Genomic DNA, 18,989 nt, shown 5'->3' with positions numbered 1-18,989 from the left:
CCTCTCATGAATCTGTCGTCACGGTTGACGATGCCATCCTGCGGGCATCAGCAGGCGAATCGAAAGAGCTTGCGGTTTGGGCGCGGCCTAAGGGCGACGTCATCCCTCCGCGAGGACCGTCGCCTCAGGGCGGCCCAACGCGCACGGCGTTCTTCACCACGTCGAAGTAATTGTTGCCACCCTCGTCGTTCAGGCATCCGACAACGCGAAGACCCAACATTTGCAGATGGGCGACATACGCGTCCTCGCCCAGCGAACGTGAAGGCCGGCACGTCAGCAGGTCATCCCATTGGCAGATTTCCCGCGGTGCACTGAAAAGAAGACGACCGCCGGGTTCCAGTGCATCTCCAATGCGGCGCAGTACCTCCCGCTGGTCGTCTTCTCCAAGAAGAAAGATCAGGCCGATGGAAACAGCGCCGCCGAATGATCGGCGGAAGAACACGCTCTCCTGCGCGGCTTCGCAGGCCACGGGCGTATCGGGAAAGCGCGCATGAAACGCAGCGACCAAGTTGGGTGAGGCATCGATCCCGAAGACGTTGAATCCATCTTCAATCAGCACCTGCGCGATGGGTACGCCCGACCCGCAGCCCACATCTAGCACCGACGCCGATGGTGGCAGGTTTTCCCGCGCCCATGCGCGCACCAGGTCTGCGCCAATACTGGACCGCGCCGCGAGGTACTGGTCGGCAATGTCGTTCCAGCCTTCGGATCGATCGCGGGGCATGGGGGAGGTCTAGGGGTGATCGGTATCGTTCGGATCGTATCAACATGTGATGTTGCGATGTGATCGACGGCACTTGCTCTCAAGCACATGCGATGCGCAGCGTGGCTCAATGCTCTGCAACTCTGAGCCATCCAACCGTTGTGAGAATCCCATCACAGCCATGGCATGCTGCTGTGCAGCATAATGGTGAGCGTCAACCGACAACGCTTCGATAACGGGGGGAATCCGTGAAAAGCGCTTTCGGAGACGCTTAATGAAAAAACTGACCTTGGCCACGTGCCTCACGGCCGCCTTGACCTCGACAGTGGCCGCCCCGGTGTCAGCCCAACAGACCCGCGGTGCTGCGCCAGCGTTACATCCGGCTCAGCGCTCGCTACAGGGCATTCCCGCCGTGCGCGGTCACGCTCCGGACTTTCTCCAGGACTGGCTGGCCGACCAGATCGCCGACCGCATCGTCAGAAAGATGACCTTGCAGGAAAAGCTGGACTACATCGGCGGCACCGGCGCCTGGGACATCAAACCGCTCACGAGACTGGGGCTGCCGCAGATCTACGCGACCGATGCGTCGCTGGGCGTGCGGCTTTCGTCGCCAGCAGGTGTGAGTTACCCGGCGGGGCAAGCACTCGCGTCGTCGTGGGATACCCATCTCGCAAAGCAGTTCGGCTCATCGCTTGGGCGTGACGCGCGCCAGCTCGGCTTCCAGAACGTCCTCGGCCCGGGCGTGAACATGTACCGGACGCCGTACGCAGGACGTGCGTTCGAATACATGTCCGGTGAGGATCCCTATCTGGGCGCCGCGTTGGTTCCGCAGGTCATAGACGGTATCCAGGACCAGGGCGTCTGGGCCACGCTGAAGCACCTGGTCGCCAATGACGAGGAAAACAATCGCCTTGCGGTGAACATCTCGGTCGATGAGCGGACGTTGCGCGAGCTATACCTCGTTCCCTTCGAGTCGGCGGTCAAGGCTGGCAAGCCCGCAAACATCATGTGCGCTTTCAATGGTGTCAACGGTCCGCTCGCCTGCGAGAACGCGCATCTCAACAACGAGATCGTCAAACAGCAGTGGGGCTTCAAGGGCTTCATCGAGTCCGATTACAACGCGTTGCAGGATGGCACCAAGGGCGCGCTGGGTGGTACCGATCTGGACATGCCCAACGGGAAGTTCATGAATGCGACGACGCTCCAGCCGCTTATCGACAACGGCACGATTCCCCAGTCGGTGATCGACGACAAGGTGCGCCGCATCGTGCGGCAGATTGCGTTGTTTGGCTTCACGGATAACACGGTTTCCATGGACAACACGCAGACGCCCGAGCAGCGCGCGCAGAGTCAGGCGATGGCACGAGACATCGCGCGTGAAGGCACCGTATTGCTGAAGAACGACCACAACAATCTGCCCCTGGCCAGCGATCATCCGCTGAAGGTGGCGGTCATCGGTTACCGCTCGGTCACAGCACCGCCGTCCGGGTTTGGCAGCGCCAACATCAACCCGAATGAATACGTCAATGACATCGACGGCATTCGCGCGGCTGCACCCCAGGGCAGTCAGGTCGATTACATCGACCGGATGTCCCTCGATCCTGGATTGACTCCGAGCGTGGGTGGCTTCACCGGTGCGTATTCCTCGAACGGCCAGACTGTCACCCGCGACGACCGTCTGATCAATCTCGACTGGAACAACGGCGGCTCACCGTTCGGTAGCGCCATGCCGGATGCGGCCGTTTGGTCTGGAAAGATCACTCCGACCACGACGGGCGATCATGTCTTCAAGGTGAGGGCCGACGGTGCAGTGCGCGTCCAGATCGACGGGCAGGAGATCGTCAACAACGGCGCAGGCACCGTCATCACGCCGTCGATTCCACCGACCATCCCCTCGTACGGCACGATTCGCCTTCAGGCGGGCCAAACCTACGACGTGAGCATCCAGTACGAGCGCAAGCCAAACTACTTCGGCACGCTGGGCGGATTTCAGGGTGTGCAGTTCAGTTGGGCGTCGCTCGTCCCGACGACGGATCTGGGCCAGTACGATGCCGTTGTCGTCGTGGGTGGTCTGGGTTCCGAATACGAAGGCGAGGGTTTCGATCGACCGTTCATCCTCCCCGAGGCCCAGGACGAGTTGATCGCCAACGTTGCCGCGGCGAACCCTCGCACCACGGTCGTGATGCATGCGGGAGGCGGTGTCAGCATGCGGGCTTGGGTCGATAAGGTGGCCAGCGTGCTTTATCCCTGGTACGCGGGCGAGGAGGGCGGTGCGGCGATCGGTGAAATCCTGTTCGGCAAGGTGAATCCTTCGGGCAAGCTGCCGATCACGATCGAGCGCGACGAGAAGGACAATCCGACGTACGCCAACTACCCGTTCCCGCAGAACAGCACGGCGAACAAGGAAATCGTTTATTCCGAGGGCCTGCTCAATGGGTATCGCGGCTTCGAGGCAAAGGGCATTACTCCTGAATTCGCGTTCGGTCACGGGTTGTCGTACTCCACGTTTACCTACGGCCCGGTGCATGTGACTTTCGGGAACGTGCCCTATCTGGACGACCGCCAGATCGTGGCCCGGGCTCAGTTCACGATCACCAACACGAGCCAGCGCGAAGGTACCGAGGTGGCGCAGGTTTATGTGGGCGAGGACGCGCCGCCTGTTTCCCGCCCGAAGAAGGAACTGAAGGGCTTCGCGCGCGTTACCTTGAATCCGGGCGAAACCCGTCAGGTCACGGTGCCGTTGAACGCACGTGCTTTCGCCTGGTTCGATACGTCGGTCAATACGTGGCGTATCGACCGCGGCAGCTATACGGTCTCCGTGGGCGGTGCGTCGGATGCCATTGCCGGGACGGCCAGCATCACCCTGCCGCGGGATCAGTTGTTGTCGGTGAAAGACAGCCTGCCGGTGGTGGAGCCAACCCGCCGTAGCAAGCAATAAGGGGCGGGGCTCAGCGGGAGGTGGCGTGGGTCGCCTCCCGCTGAGGTCAACGGATGGCGCGGTTATCGGTTCCCACGTCCGCTGTCGGCTTTTCGACCCGGCGCGTTCCATGGTCGGTCTACAACTGCCCAACCTTCGTTGTCTGCGTCTTGCAGCATAAATAGCCGAAGAGGGGGACATTATTCGCCGAACTCAAGTTTTGACTGAATTTGCCGAAAATGTGTAGGTAACCGGTCAGTACATCCGTCCTCAGGTGATCCTACGGTCATCACGACCCGTGCTTCCCGGCATTTCGGCAAAAGCGCCCGCTCCTGAAAACGGCGGCAGCTCGCGCCTTCTCTGCCCAGGAGGCACCATGCAATTCATCAAACTGGCTTCACGCAACAAGCTGATCTTCGGCGGTTTCGCCGCCATCGCCATGGTAGTAATCGTGCTCGTCGGACTCGTCTACGCTGCACTGCAGACCATGGAGCGGAGCACCCGCATGGACCTGCACTCGAACGAGGTGCTGCGGGTAGAGGGAACGCTCCTGGGCGCCCTGGTCAACATCGAAACCGGTGAGCGCGGCTACCTGATCACGGGCAAGGAGGCCTCGCTGGCGCCGATGATTGCGGGACAGGCCGCCTATGCGGATGCCCTTTCCAAGCTGCGCCAACTCACGATCGACAATGCTGAGCAGCAGAAACGCCTCGCGGATATCGATGCGGTCTATCGCAGTTGGACGACCGATGCGATCGATCCGGTCGTCGCCCTGCAGAAGAAGCAGCCGGAGAACAGCGGATCGAGCGCGGAAGCACTGGCGTACGAGCGCGAGGGCAAGGGCAAGGCCCGGATGGACGAGATGCGTGAACTGCTGGGAAAGTTCGTCGGTGCCGAGACGGCGCTACTTGACGAGCGTTCGGCTCAGGCCGCCACGACGCGTGCGCGTACCGACGGTATCCTCCTGGGCGGCGGTCTGCTCGCCCTGCTTGCGATCCTCGGCGTGGCGACCGCGCTCGTGCGCAGTATCCTCGCACCGCTGGAACATGCCTCGGCCGTGACGGCACGCATCGCAGCGGGTCACCTGGGCGAGTCGGTGTCGGTCACGCGCAACGACGACCTGGGACGCATGCTCAATGCGCTCCACGCCATGGACGAGAATCTCGCTCGCATCGTCGGCGCGGTGCGCGAGAACGCGGTGCAGGTTGAGCACGCAGCACGCGATATCTCGGCGGGTAACGACGATCTTTCCAACCGCACCCAGGAGCAGGCGTCCTCGCTGGAGGAAACCGCGGCATCGATGGAAGAGATGTCGTCCGCGGTCAAACAGAATGCATCGGGTGCGGCGCTTGCCCAGCAGATCTCCCAGGGCCTGCGCACCGACGCCAAGAACGGTGGCGCGGTAGCCGACGAGGCCGTGGAAGCGATGAAGCAGATCTCCGAGGCCAGCCGGAACATTGGCGAGATCGCTGTGTTGATCGACGAAATCGCCTTCCAGACCAACCTGCTGGCCTTGAACGCGGCCGTGGAAGCGGCGCGTGCGGGTGAGCAGGGTCGCGGCTTTGCGGTCGTGGCCGCCGAGGTCCGCAACCTCGCGCAGCGCAGCGCGGCCGCCGCCAAGGACATCAAGAGCCTGATCGGTACCACGGTGCAGCGGGTGAGCACCGGCTCGGATCTGGTCAATCGCACCGGGCAGGCGCTGGTTACCATCGGCAACAGCGCGACCAAGGTCGCCGACATCGTCAGCGAAATCTCGGCCGCGTCGCAGGAACAGTCGGCAGGTGTCGAGCAGGTCAACGTCGCCGTAGCCTCCCTCGACGACGTGACCCAGCAGAACGCTGCGTTGGTAGAAGAAGCCAGCGCCGCCAGCCGCCAGGCACTGGAGCTTGCCCAGGAACTGACGCGTCAGGTGGCCTTCTTCAAACTCGCGGACTCGGCGGCTGCCGCAGCCCGTGCGTCGTCGAAGCCGTCGCCGCAGCCCGTGAAGGCAGCTCCGGTGTCTGTGCCCCGCGAGCCGCTGATGGCGATGGCGCCCTCGGCCCAGCCCGCTCTCGCCTCGGGGCAGTGGCGCGAGTTCTGAGGGGATTGGCTTTGGGTAGCCCGACGTGGAGCGACACATCGCCCCACGTCGAAGCGGAGAAGCTCACGGCAGCTGCGATCGCTAAGTGAATATGCAGACGCCCGGCCCTTGGCCGGGCGTCATGCTTTGCAGCCGGTGCATTGATTCAAAGGCAGCGGATTACCACATTGCTTGACGGCTGCTGCCGTGTTCCTACTGTCCTGTTGCTAGCCCGCGCGCGGCGCGTCATGCAAAACAAGTTGCCAGTCCGCGTATGCACGTGCAATGGCATTGACCGAACCAAGAAACACCTTGGGCACGTCTGCGGAATCGAAGAGCACACGATATCTCTTCCGGTTACGCGGCGAGACGATGGCGATATGGTGCAGCATCGACAGCGTGACGTTGTCGCTCGCTCCAGGCAAACCGCCGATCCGTGCCCGGTCACCGCGCGCCCGTCGCAAGTAACGGCCAAGACTGGTGAGCGTGGAAACATCCAGCAGCACCAATCCGGTCGATCGAGCCAGTCGCTCCGGCAAGCACGCGGAGTAATTGCCATCGATGACCCATCGCTCAGAAGCAATGGCTTGGTCGTGAAGCTGCTGGAACTCGTCGTTCGGACGGGGCTGCCACGCGGTTCCAGGAAGATGGTGGAGCTGATCCAGGTGTATCACCGGCAACTGGCGAACGCGGCCGATCGCATCGGCAAGCGTCGACTTGCCACTGTTGGATGGACCGAGGATGCAGACGCGCTCGCCAAGTTCTTCGAGTCGTATAAAAACATCATCCATTTGACTGATCCACACTCAGGGCCGGAAACATTGACCACGCAATTCGTGTGCGGCCTGATTGATGGTCTGATGGCAGCCATTACCCTTGCCTTGCTCTTTTTCTATAGCGTAAAGCTGGCCTTGATTATCGCCTGCGGGGTGGTCGTTTACGGCATTCTTCGTTGCCTTTATTTCGCCACGCTCAAAGAAGCCAATCTCAGTCAAATCGTCGTCAATGCGAAGCAACAAACAGCATTCATGGAGTCGGTGAGGGGTAATCAGACCATCCGGTTGTTTAACCAAGGCGCCGGTCGGACATACCAACAAGTCTTCCTCGACAACTACCATTCCGGTGGCGGAACGCGTTAACCGAAAAGGGGCGGCTTTCCGCTCCTTTTTTTCAACTCTAGGGCGAACGGACATGCTGAGTAAAATGAATTCTCTAGTGGTCTTCGGAATGGTGCTCGGTGTTACGGCGGTCTGCCATGCCAATGCACCCATGCCACCGTCGGTGTTTGACATGATTCGGACCGGCGATCGAACGGCCGGCTTTGCGGAGGTATTCAGGATGAGTGGCCTGACATCGGCAGACTTTGGGCAAGGCACAACCACCTTTCTTGTGGCACGTGACTCACGCTGTACACCCGAACAGCACAGCCGAATGACGCACCTTTCCCACGTCGAGGAGGCCCGAAGCTACGTGCTCAATCATGCAGTCAAAGGTGACCTGACGATTCTGAAAAGCGGAAACAAGGTGACGCTCGCGTCCTACTTCCCGATGGGCCAAGTGGGCGCTCGGCAGATCGTTGACGCATCGCACCCGGTAACCATCAAAACGATCGGCGGGGACGAGATAGTGCTGAGCCTGGCGAACGGCGCTTTGCATTTGGGAGACGCCGTTGCGTTAGAGGGGATGACCTACGGCGGAGCGGACGGCAGCATCATCGAGTTGGACCGGTGTGGGGACGTGACTTCGGCACAGCGGTGAGGCTGGACGGGCTCATGCCGTCTATGCTGTAACAGTTGGCCGCTGCCTTTGGGGGCGCAGTATTCAGTCGCCCAAGCATCCGGAGCGCTCGCAAGGGATTGCTCTGGCTTCAGATGAAGCCAATGATCTGCTCTGTGGTGAAACGACTCTTCTTCATATCCGTCGTCGTGGTTGACGGACTTTACAGCTTCATGTGGTACGGCTCAGTGGGAGCAGGTCAGCCGCTCGACCGGGTTTGCAGGAACGCTTTCGGCATACCAGTACCTCAAACAGTACCTTTGAAGGGACCGATCAGCGAGGTTTCCAGCACCCAGAAAGCAAAACGGATCAACGTTTTACCGTTGATCCGCTGCTTGATTGGTGGAGGTGGCGGGAGTCGAACCCGCGTCCGAAGGCGTTTAATCCCCGGATCTACATGCTTAGCTCACCGTTGGATCTCGTTTGCCGACAGCACGGCGTGCTAAGCGCGCCGACAAACCAGCCTGTTAGATCTAGTCGTAGGCTGAGAGGCGACAGCCATTGACGATCTCGTGATAGTGACCCTACACCGACGAGCACGAGCACAAGTCGGTTCGGGGCTTACGCCTTAAGCGGCGAGAGCGTAGTTGTCGTCGTTGGCAACTATAAGTTTGCTGCTGGATTAACGAGGAAAGCTGCCCCCTCGGCATGCACCAGGCAATCGCACTACCCCCGTCGAAGCCAGAACACCCCCGGGGAAAACGTTGTGTAACTACCTACCCGCAGTATAGGGGCGCCAACCCCCTGTCACAATGGGCGGGCGGCAGCCATTCAGTCAGCCGGCGCGGTTGTGGGCGCGCATCGCGCGTTGCTTGTCGACCGCCCACTCGCGTTCCTTCTCGGCGTGGCGCTTGTCGTGCTCCTGCTTACCCTTGGCCAGGCCGATTTCGCACTTCACCTTGTTCCGCTTCCAGTAGATGGCGGTGGGGACGAGGGTGTAACCCTTGCGTTCCACGGCGCCGATCAGACGGTCGATTTCCTCGCGGTGGAGCAGCAGCTTGCGCGTGCGCCGATCGTTGGCCACCACGTGCGTGGAGGCGCTGATCAGGGGCGGAATCTGTGCGCCGACGAGGAAGACCTCGCCTTGCTGGATGATCGCGTAGCAGCCTTCGCCGAAGTTGATGCGGCCGGCGCGCAGGGACTTCAGCTCCCAGCCCTGCAGGGCCATGCCGGCCTCGAAGCGCTGGTCGATGTGATATTCGTGGCGCGCGCGCTTGTTCAGCGCGATGGTGCCGCCGCCTTCCTTTTCCGTGTCCTTTGCCTTCGCTTTTGCCATGTCCGTTAAAATCGGTCTATCGAGTCCCTGATACAAGGCCGGCGTGTCCATGCGCCGACGAAATAAGACGAGGTCTAACGTGATTGAAATCCGCCGCAGTGCGATCGTGCCGTTCACGCCCGCGCAGATGTTCGACCTTGTCAACGATGTGGAAGCATACCCAAAGCGCTTCGGCTGGTGTGACGCCGCCACGGTGGTGGAGCGCGACGAGAACGTGCTGGTGGCCCGGCTGGATCTCAAGTTCGCCGGGTTGAAGCAGCATTTCACCACCCGCAACACCATGCAGCGGCCGGAACGCCTGACCATGAAGTTCGTGGAAGGGCCGTTCCGTTCGCTCGATGGCGTTTTTTCGTTCCAGGCCCTGGGCGACGTCGGCTGCAAGATCTCGCTGGATCTGGACTTCGACTACGCCGGCCTGGGCGGCTCGGTGCTGAAAATGGGCTTCCAGCAACTCGCCAACCGCATGGTCGACGATTTCTGCGACGAAGCGAGGCGCCAGTATGGCTGAGATCGGCGTCGAGGTCGCGTATGCCGGGCCGGAAGGGCAGGTGGTCCTGAAACTCGGTGTGCCCGAGGGCACGACGGCCTGGCAGGCCGTGCAGCAGGCCGCGCCCGCTTTGCCTGCCGGTGTCATGCCTGATCCCACACGGATCGGCATCTTCGCGAAGAAGGTGGCCCCGGAGCGGGTGCTGGAGGAGGGCGATCGCGTCGAGCTTTACCGCCCGCTGACGCTCGATCCGATGGAAGCCCGACGGCGCCGCGCGTCACGCGGCGCCTGAGCCATTACCGCTTGCTGGCGGGGCTGTCGTCCGACGAACCGCCGACGCTGAAGCCGCCGTCGTCGTCGCTCTTCTTGCCGCTGGTGTTCTTGTCGCCCTCGGCGCCGCCCGTCGGGTTGGCCTTGTACTTCTCGGAGTCCTTCAGCAGCTGCTTGGCATCCTGGGCGAAGAAATCGCCTTCGGTGCGCACCAGCGTGTCGTTGTTGAAGGTGAGGGTCAGGGTGCGGGTCGTCATGGGGCGGCCGCGATGCGAGAAGGTCGAGACGTAGTCCCAGCGATCCTGATCGAACGGCGAGGCGACCGACGGCGTGCCGAGCAGCACAAGGACCTGACGCTTGGTCATGCCCGGCTGCAACTGATCGACGTTCTTCTTGTCGAGCAGGTTGCCCTGCTGCACGTCGGGGGTATAGACGAGGCCACAGCCCGCGATGGCGGTTGCCATCATGGCCAAACCCAGCGTGCGGATGAGCTTATGCATGCGTAGTAACGTCCGGATCGTGAAGCCTGTGATGATACACTAAGCGCCTTATGGCACCGCGAGGGGTCTCGACATGGACCAGGAAACCAAAGAGCTCCGCAAGGCGGGCCTGAAAGTCACCCATCCGCGCATGCGGATCCTGCAGATTTTCGAGGAGGCGGACGAGCGCCACCTGACCGCCGAAGACATCTACAAGCGCCTGCTGTCGCACCAGGAGGACATCGGGCTTGCCACGGTGTATCGGGTACTGACCCAGTTCGAAGCCGCCGGCATCGTCATGAAGCACAACTTCGAGGGTGGGCAGGCCGTCTACGAGCTGGACCGCGGCAAGCATCATGACCACATGATCGACGTGGACAGCGGAAAGGTCATCGAGTTCATCAGTGAGGAGATCGAGCGCCTCCAGCATGAGATCGCCGAGCGTCACGGTTACGTCATCGAAGACCACAGCCTGGTGCTTTACGTCCGGCCCAAGAAGAAGCGCTGAGTCCCGATATCTTCGCGTAAGAGGCTCCCGTCGGGGGCCTTTTTTATGTCTGGTCGCCAGGTCGGAGGGCAGGCGAGCGCCCAAATAAAAACGCCGCCGGTGGGCTCCTGCCCACCGACGGCTTGATCCGGTGTTTTCATGGCTCGTGAAACGCGAGTTGCTCGCAGATCCACCGACCACCATGTTGCACCGGCGAGGCAACATCCTGTCGCCTCATCAGGTCGATCGTCCCCACGACCGACCTGGGCTCACCGTCTCTCGACGGCGGCTCCCCCACATCGATAATGAGATCGTAACGATGTGTTCACTCTCCGGCTATTGGAAAATTTCCTATGCCGGATCCGATACTTGTGCTGCGCAGCAGCACGCGTAGGTGAAGTCCTACAGGCTCCGGCCGAATGCGGAAGAGACCGCCAAGTGCGGTGATGCGGTCGCTCATGCCTTGCAGTCCACGCCCGCCGCCATCGCTGCGATGACGGGCGGGCGGCGCGGACGAAAGCCCGGTGCCGTTGTCGCGGATGTCCAGGATCGCCACGGGGCCACTGTCGCGCAGGCCGATGCGTAGGCGCAGTGTCATCCGGCTGGCCCCGGAATGGCGAACCACGTTGGTCGCGCTTTCCTGCACCACGCGGTAGATCGCGGTAAGGGTGTCCTCGTCCAGCAGACGAGGCTCGCCACGGAGGTCGGTCACGTAGGTGATGCCGGCGGCGGTCAGCATGTCGCGGATCGGGCCTTCGTCCAGCGCGCGCAGCAGGCCGAACTCGTCCAGAACCGAAGGCCGCAGGCTGTCGAGCATGCGGTGCAGCGCCTTGCGCATGTGGCCGAGGATGCCGTTGATCGACGTGCCGATGTCCTCCATGCCCGCACTGCCGAGCCGGCTCTGTGCCAGCTTGAGGTGGGTCTGGATGGCCGTGAGGTTCTGGCCCAGTTCGTCGTGCAGTTCGGCGGCCATGTGCCGACGCAGGTTTTCTTCGGCCTGCAGATTGCCGCGCGCCGCGTCGCGTAGCTGGCGGGCCAGTTGATCGAGGCGCTGGTTCGCGGCCGCCAGGTGGGTGTTCTGTTGCGCCACGCGCTCGCTGCTGCGGCGTAGCGCATCGGTGGCGGCGCCGAGCATCAGCGTGCCCGTGCCGGCGACGGCGAGGAACAGGTGGGCCGCGGCCGTGGGCGCGCCGCGACCGATCATGTCCTCGGTGACATTGAGACCCACGCTGGTGATCAGCATCGCCAGACCGGCACCGCGCCAGCCATGGCGGAACGCGAAGAACAGCACGGGCGCGAGGGAAAGCACGCGGGCGAACTGTGGTTGCGGCGAGTACTCCGCCAGGGTGATCAGAATGGCCAGCGAGGGCAGCATCACCAACAAGCCATCGAGCAGCAGCTCTGCCATGGAGGCTTGCGTGGGGCGCTCGCGGAAGACCAGCACCATCACCGGCACGACCAGCAGCACGCCCAGGTAATTGCCAAGTAGATCGCTACCGAAGGTGGTGCCAAGCATTTCCACCGGGGCGGCGGGGTGCATGGAGGCCATCATCGCGGCGTTGCCCGCGGTGGCGACCGTGGCCGTGACCATGGCCGACAGCAGCAGACGCGCCACGTCTTCCGGCGTACTGAGGCTGGCGTGCAGGTGCGCCCGACGCAACAGCCACAGGCAGGCCGCTACGGTGAGGGGTTCGGGAGCGTCGCCCAGCACGAAACCAGCGCCGCCGATAGGCAGGCCGCTGCGCCACTCGCAGAAGGCGCTGGCGACGATTTCCGCACCGAGAATCCACGCCCAGTCGCGCGTTCGCATCAACAGCAGCGCACCGAAACGCAGGCCGAAGGGCAGCACCCAATAAGGCTGCTCCGTCGGCCACAGCATGACCCACGCAACAGCGTAGGCAAGGGCAAAGAGGGGGCCGGCGAAGCGGGGTTGTAGTCGCATGCCGGAATGTTACACGGGCGATGGCGGGCGTCGTGGCCCTCATCGCCCGTACGCCCGCGTCCGGAGCCTGCTACATTCTCTCCATGCCAAGAATCGTCCTAGTAGATGACCACGCTATTGTCCGTGAGGGTTTCAAACGGCTCATCGAGCTGGAACCCGACCTGGACGTCGTCGCCGAAGCACGTAACGCCGATGAGGCGGTAGAGGCGGTGACCCAGCACCGGCCCGACCTCGTGGCCGTGGATCTAACGCTTCCCGATGGCAGTGGCCTGCCGTTGATCGAGCATCTGGGCAGCATTTCGCCGGGCATGAAGATCGTAGTGCTGAGCATGCACGACGGCGAGCCTTACGTATCCGAAGCCTTGCGGCGCGGTGCACGGGGCTACGTCACCAAGGGCGTGGCGCCGGAGGAGCTCGTGGCGGCCGTGCGTTCGGTGCTCAGTGGCGAGCAATACTTGAGCTCCGACCTGCGCCAGCGGCGTTCGGGTCGACCGTCGACAGATCTTGACCCGTTCAACCGGCTCACCGCCCGCGAGCGGGAAGTGTTCCTGCTTCTGGCTGCCGGTCGCGCGCCGAAACAGGTAGCCGCGGAGCTGGGCATCGGCCAGAAGACGATCTACATCCATCGTGCCGCGGTCATGAACAAGCTCAACGCAGGGTCCGAGCTGGACCTCTATCGGATGGCTCAGGAGCGGGGCCTCATCCGGACCTGAGGCCGCTGTGTGGGAGCCCTTTAGCGGCGCGAACCTACGAAGCAAAGGTAGGAGCCACCCTGGTGGCAATGAGCCAAAAGGTGCAGGTAGGAGCCAGCCTGCTGGCGAAAAGCCAACGGAGCGGTGTAGCAGCGAGGCAAGCTCCCATCGCCAGCAGGCTGGCTCCCACCAGTAAGCCCCTTCGCCGCCATGGCGGCTCTCACAAGGGTGGGGCTAGCCCACTCGTGGATGGGCTTACCCCTGCGCGCGGTCGAGCATCTTCTTGGCGTGGGCGCGCGTCTCTTTCGTGATTTCAACGCCGCCGAGCATGCGGCTCAGTTCGTCGCGTCGCCCGTTCGCGTCGAGTGCGTGGATGCGCGTGCGCGTGGCTTCGCCGTCGCTTTCCTTCGCCACGCGAAGATGCGCGTGTCCCTGTGCCGCTACCTGCGGCAGGTGGGTAACGCACATCACCTGCACGCGTTCGCCGAGCGCCCGCAGTTTCTGGCCGACTACTTCGGCCACGGCGCCGCCGATGCCGGTGTCGACTTCGTCGAAGATCATGCAGCCGATGTTGTCGTTGCCGAGCGTGGCGACCTCGATGGCGAGGCTGATGCGTGCCAGCTCGCCGCCGGAGGCCACCTTGCGCAGCGGGCGGGGCGGCTGGCCTGGGTTGGCGCTGACCAGCAGTTCGCAGCGCTCGCGGCCCTGCGGATCAGGATCGTCGCCTTCGGCGGGCTCGAGCGTTACCTCAAGCCGGCCGCCCGACATGCCCAGCTCACCCATCAGGCCGGCCACTGCCTGGCCTAGCCGTGCCGCGGCATCGCGGCGCGCGGCCGACAAATCGGACGCCGCCTCGTCGTATGCCTTGCGCAGGCGGTCGCGTTCCTTGCCGAGGCGATCCAGCGCATCGCCGGCGCCTTCCAGTTCGGCAAGGCGCTCGCGGAGTTCGTCGGCCTTGGCCGTCAACTCCTCGATCGGCAGACGATAGCGACGCGAGAGTTCGTGCAGGTGGCTGAGATGCGTGTCCACTTCGGCCAGCCGTTCGGGGTCGAGTTCGACGTCCTGTGCGTACCGACCCAGTCCATCGACGGCTTCGCCCACCTGAATCTGGGCGCTGTCCAGCAGTTCGAGCGTCGGTGCCAGTGTGGCGTCCAGTTCGGCCAGCCGGGACAGCTCGGCATGCGCTCGGAGCAGGGCACGACCGATGGCGAATTCGCTCTCGCCGTCGAGCATTTCCACCACGCCGTTGGCGCCCTCGGCGAGACGGCCGGCATTGGCGAGGCGGCGGTGCTGCGTTTCCAGCTCTTCCAGGGCGGCTGGCGCGAGCGCCCAGCGATCCAGTTCTTCCAGTTCGTGAGCAAGGAGTTCGATCTGGCGATCCCGATCGTCGCCGCCGCTCAAGGTGCGGATGCGTGCCACGGTGTCGCGCCAGGCGCGGGCCGTGTCACGCACGCGAGCCAGACGCTCCTCGTTGCCGGCATACGCGTCCAGCAGGGCCATCTGATGCTGGCGCGAGAGCAGGGCCTGGTGCTCGTGCTGGCCGTGTATCTCCACGATCAACGCGGCCAGGGCCGACATCTGCGCGAGGCTGGCCGGGCGCCCGTTGATCCAGCCGCGTGAGCTGCCCTCGGTACGGATCACGCGGCGCAACTGGCAGGTATCGCCGTCGTCCAGTTCCTCCTGGCGCAGCCAGGCGGTGGCTTCCGGAAGACCTGCAAGATCGAACTCGGCTGCCAGTTCGGCGCGGTCGGAACCGGCGCGCACCATGCCGCTGTCGGCCCGGGCACCGGCCAGGAGCATCAGCGCATCCACCAGCAGCGACTTGCCGGCACCGGTCTCGCCGCTGACCACGGTGAGGCCGGGGCCGAAGGCGACCTCGGCTTCTTCGACGACGGCGAACTGGCGGACGTAGAGCGAGGTGAGCATGGGCACCGGCGTGGCGGAGGGAAACGCCGCGATTGTAGCGGGAGCGGAGTCGCAGGAGCCGAGACTTGCAAGCGGGGCGGCAAGACCTTATTGATAGCGGCAGCAACCGCCCCCTTTCTTCATCCAGTCAGGCGCATGAATCCGTTTACCGGTCACGACATCGATGCTCGCGCGCGCCGGCTGCTGCGGACCCTGATTTCCCAATACCTTTCGGATGGCGAGCCAGTCGGCTCACGCACGCTGGCGCGTTCGTCGGGTCTGGAAGTGAGCCCAGCCACCATCCGGAACATCATGGCCGACCTCGAGGAGGCCGGGCTGGTCGCATCGCCGCATACCTCGGCCGGTCGGGTGCCTACGCCGCGCGGCCTGCGTCTTTTCGTGGACAGCCTGCTCGAACTCAAGCCGCTGCCACGCGACGAGATGGCGCGCCTGCAGGGCAGCCTGCCGCCGCACCAGACCACCACGCGCGATCTCCTGGGCAACGTCTCGAACCTGCTTTCGGCGATGACCCATTTCGCTGGCGTGGTCACCGTGCCGCGCCAGGGCGATTTCCCCCTGCGCCATATCGACTTCGTTTCCCTGCCGGATGCCCGCGTACTGGTGATCCTGGTGTTCTCGGACAACCAGGTGCAGAACCGGGTGATCCAGCTTGCGCGTCCGATCGGCGCCAGCGAACTTGAGCAGGCGGCCAATTACCTCAACGCGCAGTTCGCCGGCTTCCGGCTGGCGGACATCCGCGCGCACCTAGCCAGCGAATTGCGCGAGGCAGGCGGCGAACTCAATCGCATGCTTGCCAGCGTGGTGGAACTGGCCACGGCTTCGTTCGCCCCGGACGAAGACGCCGACGACGTGCTGGTCAGCGGCCAGACCAACCTCATGGGGTACGCCGAACTGGCCGATATCGACCGGCTGCGCGACCTCTTCGACGCCTTCCAGCAGAAGCGCGATCTGCTTCAGTTGATGGAAATGTGCGTCAAGGCGCCCGGCGTGCGCCTGTTCATCGGAGAGGAATCCGGATTCTCGGCCCTGGACGGCTGCAGCATCGTCACCGCCACCTACGGCACCAACGGCCGCATGCTCGGCGCTGTCGGAGTTATTGGACCGACGCGTATGGCATATGAGCGGGTGATCCCCGTGGTCCAAGCCACGGCCGGATTGCTCAGCGACGCCTTGAATCGCGCCGCGGCGACCTCATAAACCGCCCCGGGAGGCGGGTTTACTAATTTCCCGCGAATGTTCGGCCCCTCGATCGAGCGGGCCGGTTGGCTGACATTTGGAGCAAGCATGCAGAACAACGATCCCCATGTGCCGGATCCGGCGCAGGATGGTACGGCGGAGCACGGCGTGAACGCCGACCTCGACGCCCTTACCGCGAAGCTGGGCGCCCTCGAGAACGAGCTGGCGCAGGCGCGCGAGACGGTGCTGCGCGAGCGCGCCGAAATTGAGAACCAGCGCCGCCGCCTGCAGCGTGACCTCGATCAGGCTCGCCGTTTCGCCAACGAGAAGTTGCTCGGCGACCTGCTCCCGGTCTACGACGGCATCGTTCTGGGCCTGGCCAATGAATCGGCCGATGCGAAGACCTTGCGCGAAGGCCTCGAACTCACACTCAAGCAGTTGGAGAAGGTCACCCAGGCCAACGGCCTGAGCGTGGTCGATCCGCTGCATCAGCCGTTCAACCCGGACCACCACCAGGCCATCAGCTCGGTCGAGTCGAACGAGCATGCGCCGGGCACCGTCGTGGCCGTGGTGCAGAAGGGCTTCGTGCTCAACGATCGTCTGCTGCGTCCGGCGCTCGTCGCCGTGGTGCGCGACAACTGAACGAAAACCCCGCGCGGTGCGGTCTCGAGGCCGCCGGGGCGTCTCACCAGGCATTGAATCAATGGGGCAGAGCCCCACTTTCACAACAGTCGCGGCCGCGGGGGCCGCTTAGCATTCCGGAGCAACTTCAATGGCCAAGATCATCGGCATCGACCTCGGTACGACCAACTCCTGCGTTGCAGTGATGGAAGGTTCGACCGCGCGCGTCATCGAGAACGCGGAGGGCGATCGCACTACGCCGTCCATCGTCGCGTTCACCAAGGACAACGAGGTTCTGGTCGGCGCGCCGGCCAAGCGTCAGAGCGTCACCAATCCCAAGAACACCTTCTACGCGGTGAAGCGCCTCATCGGCCGCAAGTTCACCGACGCGGAAGTCCAGAAGGACATCAAGATCGTCCCCTACGGCATCGTCGCGCACGATAACGGCGACGCGTGGGTGCAGACCGCTGACGGCAAGAAGATGGCCCCGCAGGAAGTCTCCGCGAAGGTCCTCATGAAGATGAAGAAGACGGCCGAGGACTTCCTGGGCGAGCCGGTGACCGAAGCGGTCATCACTGTGCCGGCCTACTTCAACGACAGCCAGCGTCAGGCCACGAAGGACGCCGGCAAGATCGCCGGTCTCGACGTCAAGCGCATCATCAACGAGCCGACGGCGGCCGCGCTGGCCTATGGCCTCGACAAGACCGCCACGGGCGACCGCAAGATCGCCGTGTACGACCTCGGCGGCGGCACCTTTGACGTGTCGATCATCGAGATCGCCAACGTCGACGGCGAGAAGCAGTTCGAAGTGCTGGCGACCAACGGCGACACCTTCCTGGGTGGCGAAGACTTCGACAACCGCGTCATCGACTATCTCGTCGAAGAGTTCAAGAAGGAGCAGGGCATCGACCTGCGCCAGGACCAGCTCGCGCTGCAGCGTCTGAAGGACGCCGCCGAGCGCGCGAAGATCGAACTCTCGTCCTCGCATCAGACCGACGTGAACCTGCCGTACGTCACTGCCGACGCCTCGGGTCCGAAGCACCTCAACATCAAGCTGACCCGCGCCAAGCTCGAGTCGCTGGTGGAAGACCTGGTCAAGCGCACGATCGATCCGTGCCGCACCGCGCTCAACGACGCCGGCCTGCGTGTGTCGGACATCAACGAGGTGATCCTCGTCGGTGGTCAGACCCGCATGCCGAAGGTGCAGGAAGCCGTGAAGGACTTCTTCGGCAAGGAAGCGCGCAAGGACGTCAACCCGGATGAAGCCGTCGCCGTGGGCGCCGCGATCCAGGGCGGCGTGCTGGGTGGTTCGGTGAAGGACGTGCTGCTGCTCGACGTGACCCCGCTGTCGCTCGGTATCGAGACGATGGGCGGTGTGATGACCAAGCTGATCGAGAAGAACACCACCGTGCCGACCAAGGCGTCGCAGGTGTTCTCCACCGCCGACGACAACCAGACCGCGGTCACCGTGCACGTACTGCAGGGCGAGCGCGAGCGCGCCAGCGCCAACAAGTCGCTCGGCAAGTTCGATCTGCAGGGCATTCGTCCGGCACCGCGCGGCACGCCGCAGATCGAGGTCACCTTTGACATCGACGCCAACGGCATCCTGCATGTGTCGGCGAAGGACAAGGACACCGGCAAGGAACAGAAGATCGAGATCAAGGCCGGCTCCGGCCTCTCGGACGACGAGATCCAGCGCATGGTGGCCGACGCCGAAGCCAATCGCGAGGACGACCGCAAGTTCCACGAACTCGTGCAGGTGCGCAACAAGGCCGATCAGCTCGTCCATGCCACGCGCAGCCAGCTGAAGGAGCACGGCGGCAAGATCCCGGCCGAGCAGTTGGCCAGCATCGACAGCGCCGTCTCCGATCTGGAGAAGGTGAAGGACGGCGACGACAAGGGCGCCATCGAAGCCAAGATCGCCAACCTCGAGCAGGTCGCCCAGTCGCTCGCCGCGGCGGCCCAGGCCGGCGGTGCGCAGGACGCTTCGGGTCAGTCGGCACCGGGCGGCGGTTCGGCCCAGCCGGACGACGTGGTCGACGCCGAGTTCACCGAAGTCAAGGACGACAAGAAGTAAGTCGCCTTGTTGAGCAAGCGATACGCCGCGGGTTCACGCCCGTGGCGTGTTTCCAACGGTTGAAGCGATCGATCGCGCCGAGGGGAAACCCGTCGGCGCGA

General features: G+C 63.6%; 17 protein-coding genes and 1 other RNA gene. 11 read left to right on the top strand and 7 right to left on the bottom strand.

Features of this window, described 5'->3' with window-relative positions; translation table 11 throughout:
- Positions 1-124: 124 nt before the first annotated feature.
- Complete coding sequence (locus IM816_RS10540) at positions 125-724, bottom strand: class I SAM-dependent methyltransferase (RefSeq protein ID WP_250338045.1); 600 nt, start codon at positions 722-724, stop codon at positions 125-127.
- A gap of 253 nt (positions 725-977) precedes the next feature.
- On the opposite strand from IM816_RS10540, the gene IM816_RS10535 reads away from it, so the two are divergent.
- Both IM816_RS10535 and IM816_RS10530 read left to right on the top strand, forming a co-directional pair.
- A complete protein-coding gene (locus tag IM816_RS10535; RefSeq protein WP_250338044.1) occupies positions 978-3,641 on the top strand; it encodes a beta-glucosidase family protein in 2,664 nt (887 codons plus the stop codon).
- A 355-nt stretch (positions 3,642-3,996) separates the two neighbouring features.
- Positions 3,997-5,700, top strand: coding sequence for a methyl-accepting chemotaxis protein (locus tag IM816_RS10530; RefSeq protein ID WP_250338043.1), 1,704 nt, complete (start codon positions 3,997-3,999; stop codon positions 5,698-5,700).
- A 206-nt stretch (positions 5,701-5,906) separates the two neighbouring features.
- Here IM816_RS10530 and IM816_RS10525 read toward each other — a convergent pair whose 3' ends face one another.
- On the bottom strand, positions 5,907-6,188 hold the full coding sequence (locus IM816_RS10525) for a hypothetical protein (RefSeq protein WP_250338042.1): 282 nt from the start codon (positions 6,186-6,188) through the stop codon (positions 5,907-5,909).
- A gap of 84 nt (positions 6,189-6,272) precedes the next feature.
- On the opposite strand from IM816_RS10525, the gene IM816_RS10520 reads away from it, so the two are divergent.
- Both IM816_RS10520 and IM816_RS10515 read left to right on the top strand, forming a co-directional pair.
- Entirely contained in the window at positions 6,273-6,818 is a 546-nt protein-coding gene (locus IM816_RS10520) for an ABC transporter transmembrane domain-containing protein (protein ID WP_250338041.1), read from the top strand.
- 52 nt (positions 6,819-6,870) lie between these two features.
- Entirely contained in the window at positions 6,871-7,437 is a 567-nt protein-coding gene (locus IM816_RS10515) for a hypothetical protein (protein WP_250338040.1), read from the top strand.
- A 358-nt stretch (positions 7,438-7,795) separates the two neighbouring features.
- Here IM816_RS10515 and ssrA read toward each other — a convergent pair.
- Both ssrA and smpB read right to left on the bottom strand, forming a co-directional pair.
- Positions 7,796-8,149, bottom strand: a transfer-messenger RNA (tmRNA) gene (gene ssrA, locus IM816_RS10510).
- An 81-nt stretch (positions 8,150-8,230) separates the two neighbouring features.
- Positions 8,231-8,731, bottom strand: coding sequence for an SsrA-binding protein SmpB (smpB, locus tag IM816_RS10505; RefSeq protein ID WP_072321220.1), 501 nt, complete (start codon positions 8,729-8,731; stop codon positions 8,231-8,233).
- Between the two features lie 79 nt (positions 8,732-8,810).
- Between smpB and IM816_RS10500 the strand changes: the two genes are divergently transcribed.
- The gene (locus IM816_RS10500) at positions 8,811-9,239 is read left to right on the top strand and encodes a type II toxin-antitoxin system RatA family toxin (protein WP_083527299.1); all 429 of its coding nucleotides are present in this window, start codon (positions 8,811-8,813) and stop codon (positions 9,237-9,239) included.
- On the top strand, positions 9,232-9,510 hold the full coding sequence (locus IM816_RS10495) for an RnfH family protein (RefSeq protein ID WP_250338039.1): 279 nt from the start codon (positions 9,232-9,234) through the stop codon (positions 9,508-9,510). Before IM816_RS10500 ends, IM816_RS10495 begins: the two co-directional genes overlap by 8 nt.
- Positions 9,511-9,514: 4 nt before the next feature.
- On the opposite strand, the gene IM816_RS10490 is transcribed toward IM816_RS10495, so the two are convergent.
- Positions 9,515-9,988, bottom strand: coding sequence for an outer membrane protein assembly factor BamE (locus tag IM816_RS10490; RefSeq protein ID WP_072321217.1), 474 nt, complete (start codon positions 9,986-9,988; stop codon positions 9,515-9,517).
- Positions 9,989-10,061: 73 nt separating this feature from the next.
- On the opposite strand from IM816_RS10490, the gene fur reads away from it, so the two are divergent.
- Complete coding sequence (gene fur, locus IM816_RS10485) at positions 10,062-10,475, top strand: ferric iron uptake transcriptional regulator (RefSeq protein WP_072321216.1); 414 nt, start codon at positions 10,062-10,064, stop codon at positions 10,473-10,475.
- 304 nt (positions 10,476-10,779) lie between these two features.
- Here fur and IM816_RS10480 read toward each other — a convergent pair whose 3' ends face one another.
- A complete protein-coding gene (locus tag IM816_RS10480; protein WP_072321215.1) occupies positions 10,780-12,396 on the bottom strand; it encodes an MASE1 domain-containing sensor histidine kinase in 1,617 nt (538 codons plus the stop codon).
- A gap of 83 nt (positions 12,397-12,479) precedes the next feature.
- On the opposite strand from IM816_RS10480, the gene IM816_RS10475 reads away from it, so the two are divergent.
- A complete protein-coding gene (locus IM816_RS10475; protein WP_072322242.1) occupies positions 12,480-13,109 on the top strand; it encodes a response regulator transcription factor in 630 nt (209 codons plus the stop codon).
- A 234-nt stretch (positions 13,110-13,343) separates the two neighbouring features.
- Here the strand turns inward: IM816_RS10475 and recN are convergent, their stop codons facing one another.
- Complete coding sequence (recN, locus tag IM816_RS10470; protein ID WP_250338038.1) at positions 13,344-15,014, bottom strand: DNA repair protein RecN; 1,671 nt, start codon at positions 15,012-15,014, stop codon at positions 13,344-13,346.
- 135 nt (positions 15,015-15,149) lie between these two features.
- Here recN and hrcA point away from each other — a divergent pair, with 135 nt between their 5' ends.
- From hrcA to dnaK, 3 genes are all read left to right on the top strand, one after another.
- Complete coding sequence (gene hrcA, locus IM816_RS10465) at positions 15,150-16,211, top strand: heat-inducible transcriptional repressor HrcA (protein WP_072321213.1); 1,062 nt, start codon at positions 15,150-15,152, stop codon at positions 16,209-16,211.
- 87 nt (positions 16,212-16,298) lie between these two features.
- A complete protein-coding gene (grpE, locus tag IM816_RS10460) occupies positions 16,299-16,832 on the top strand; it encodes a nucleotide exchange factor GrpE (RefSeq protein ID WP_072321212.1) in 534 nt (177 codons plus the stop codon).
- Between the two features lie 130 nt (positions 16,833-16,962).
- Entirely contained in the window at positions 16,963-18,888 is a 1,926-nt protein-coding gene (dnaK, locus tag IM816_RS10455; RefSeq protein WP_072321211.1) for a molecular chaperone DnaK, read from the top strand.
- Positions 18,889-18,989 lie beyond the last annotated feature (101 nt).

It is taken from the genome of Luteibacter flocculans (assembly GCF_023612255.1).
Taxonomy (GTDB): domain Bacteria; phylum Pseudomonadota; class Gammaproteobacteria; order Xanthomonadales; family Rhodanobacteraceae; genus Luteibacter; species Luteibacter flocculans.
Note: the sequence above shows the minus strand (reverse complement) of the source record. Positions and strands in the feature narration are given on the sequence as shown.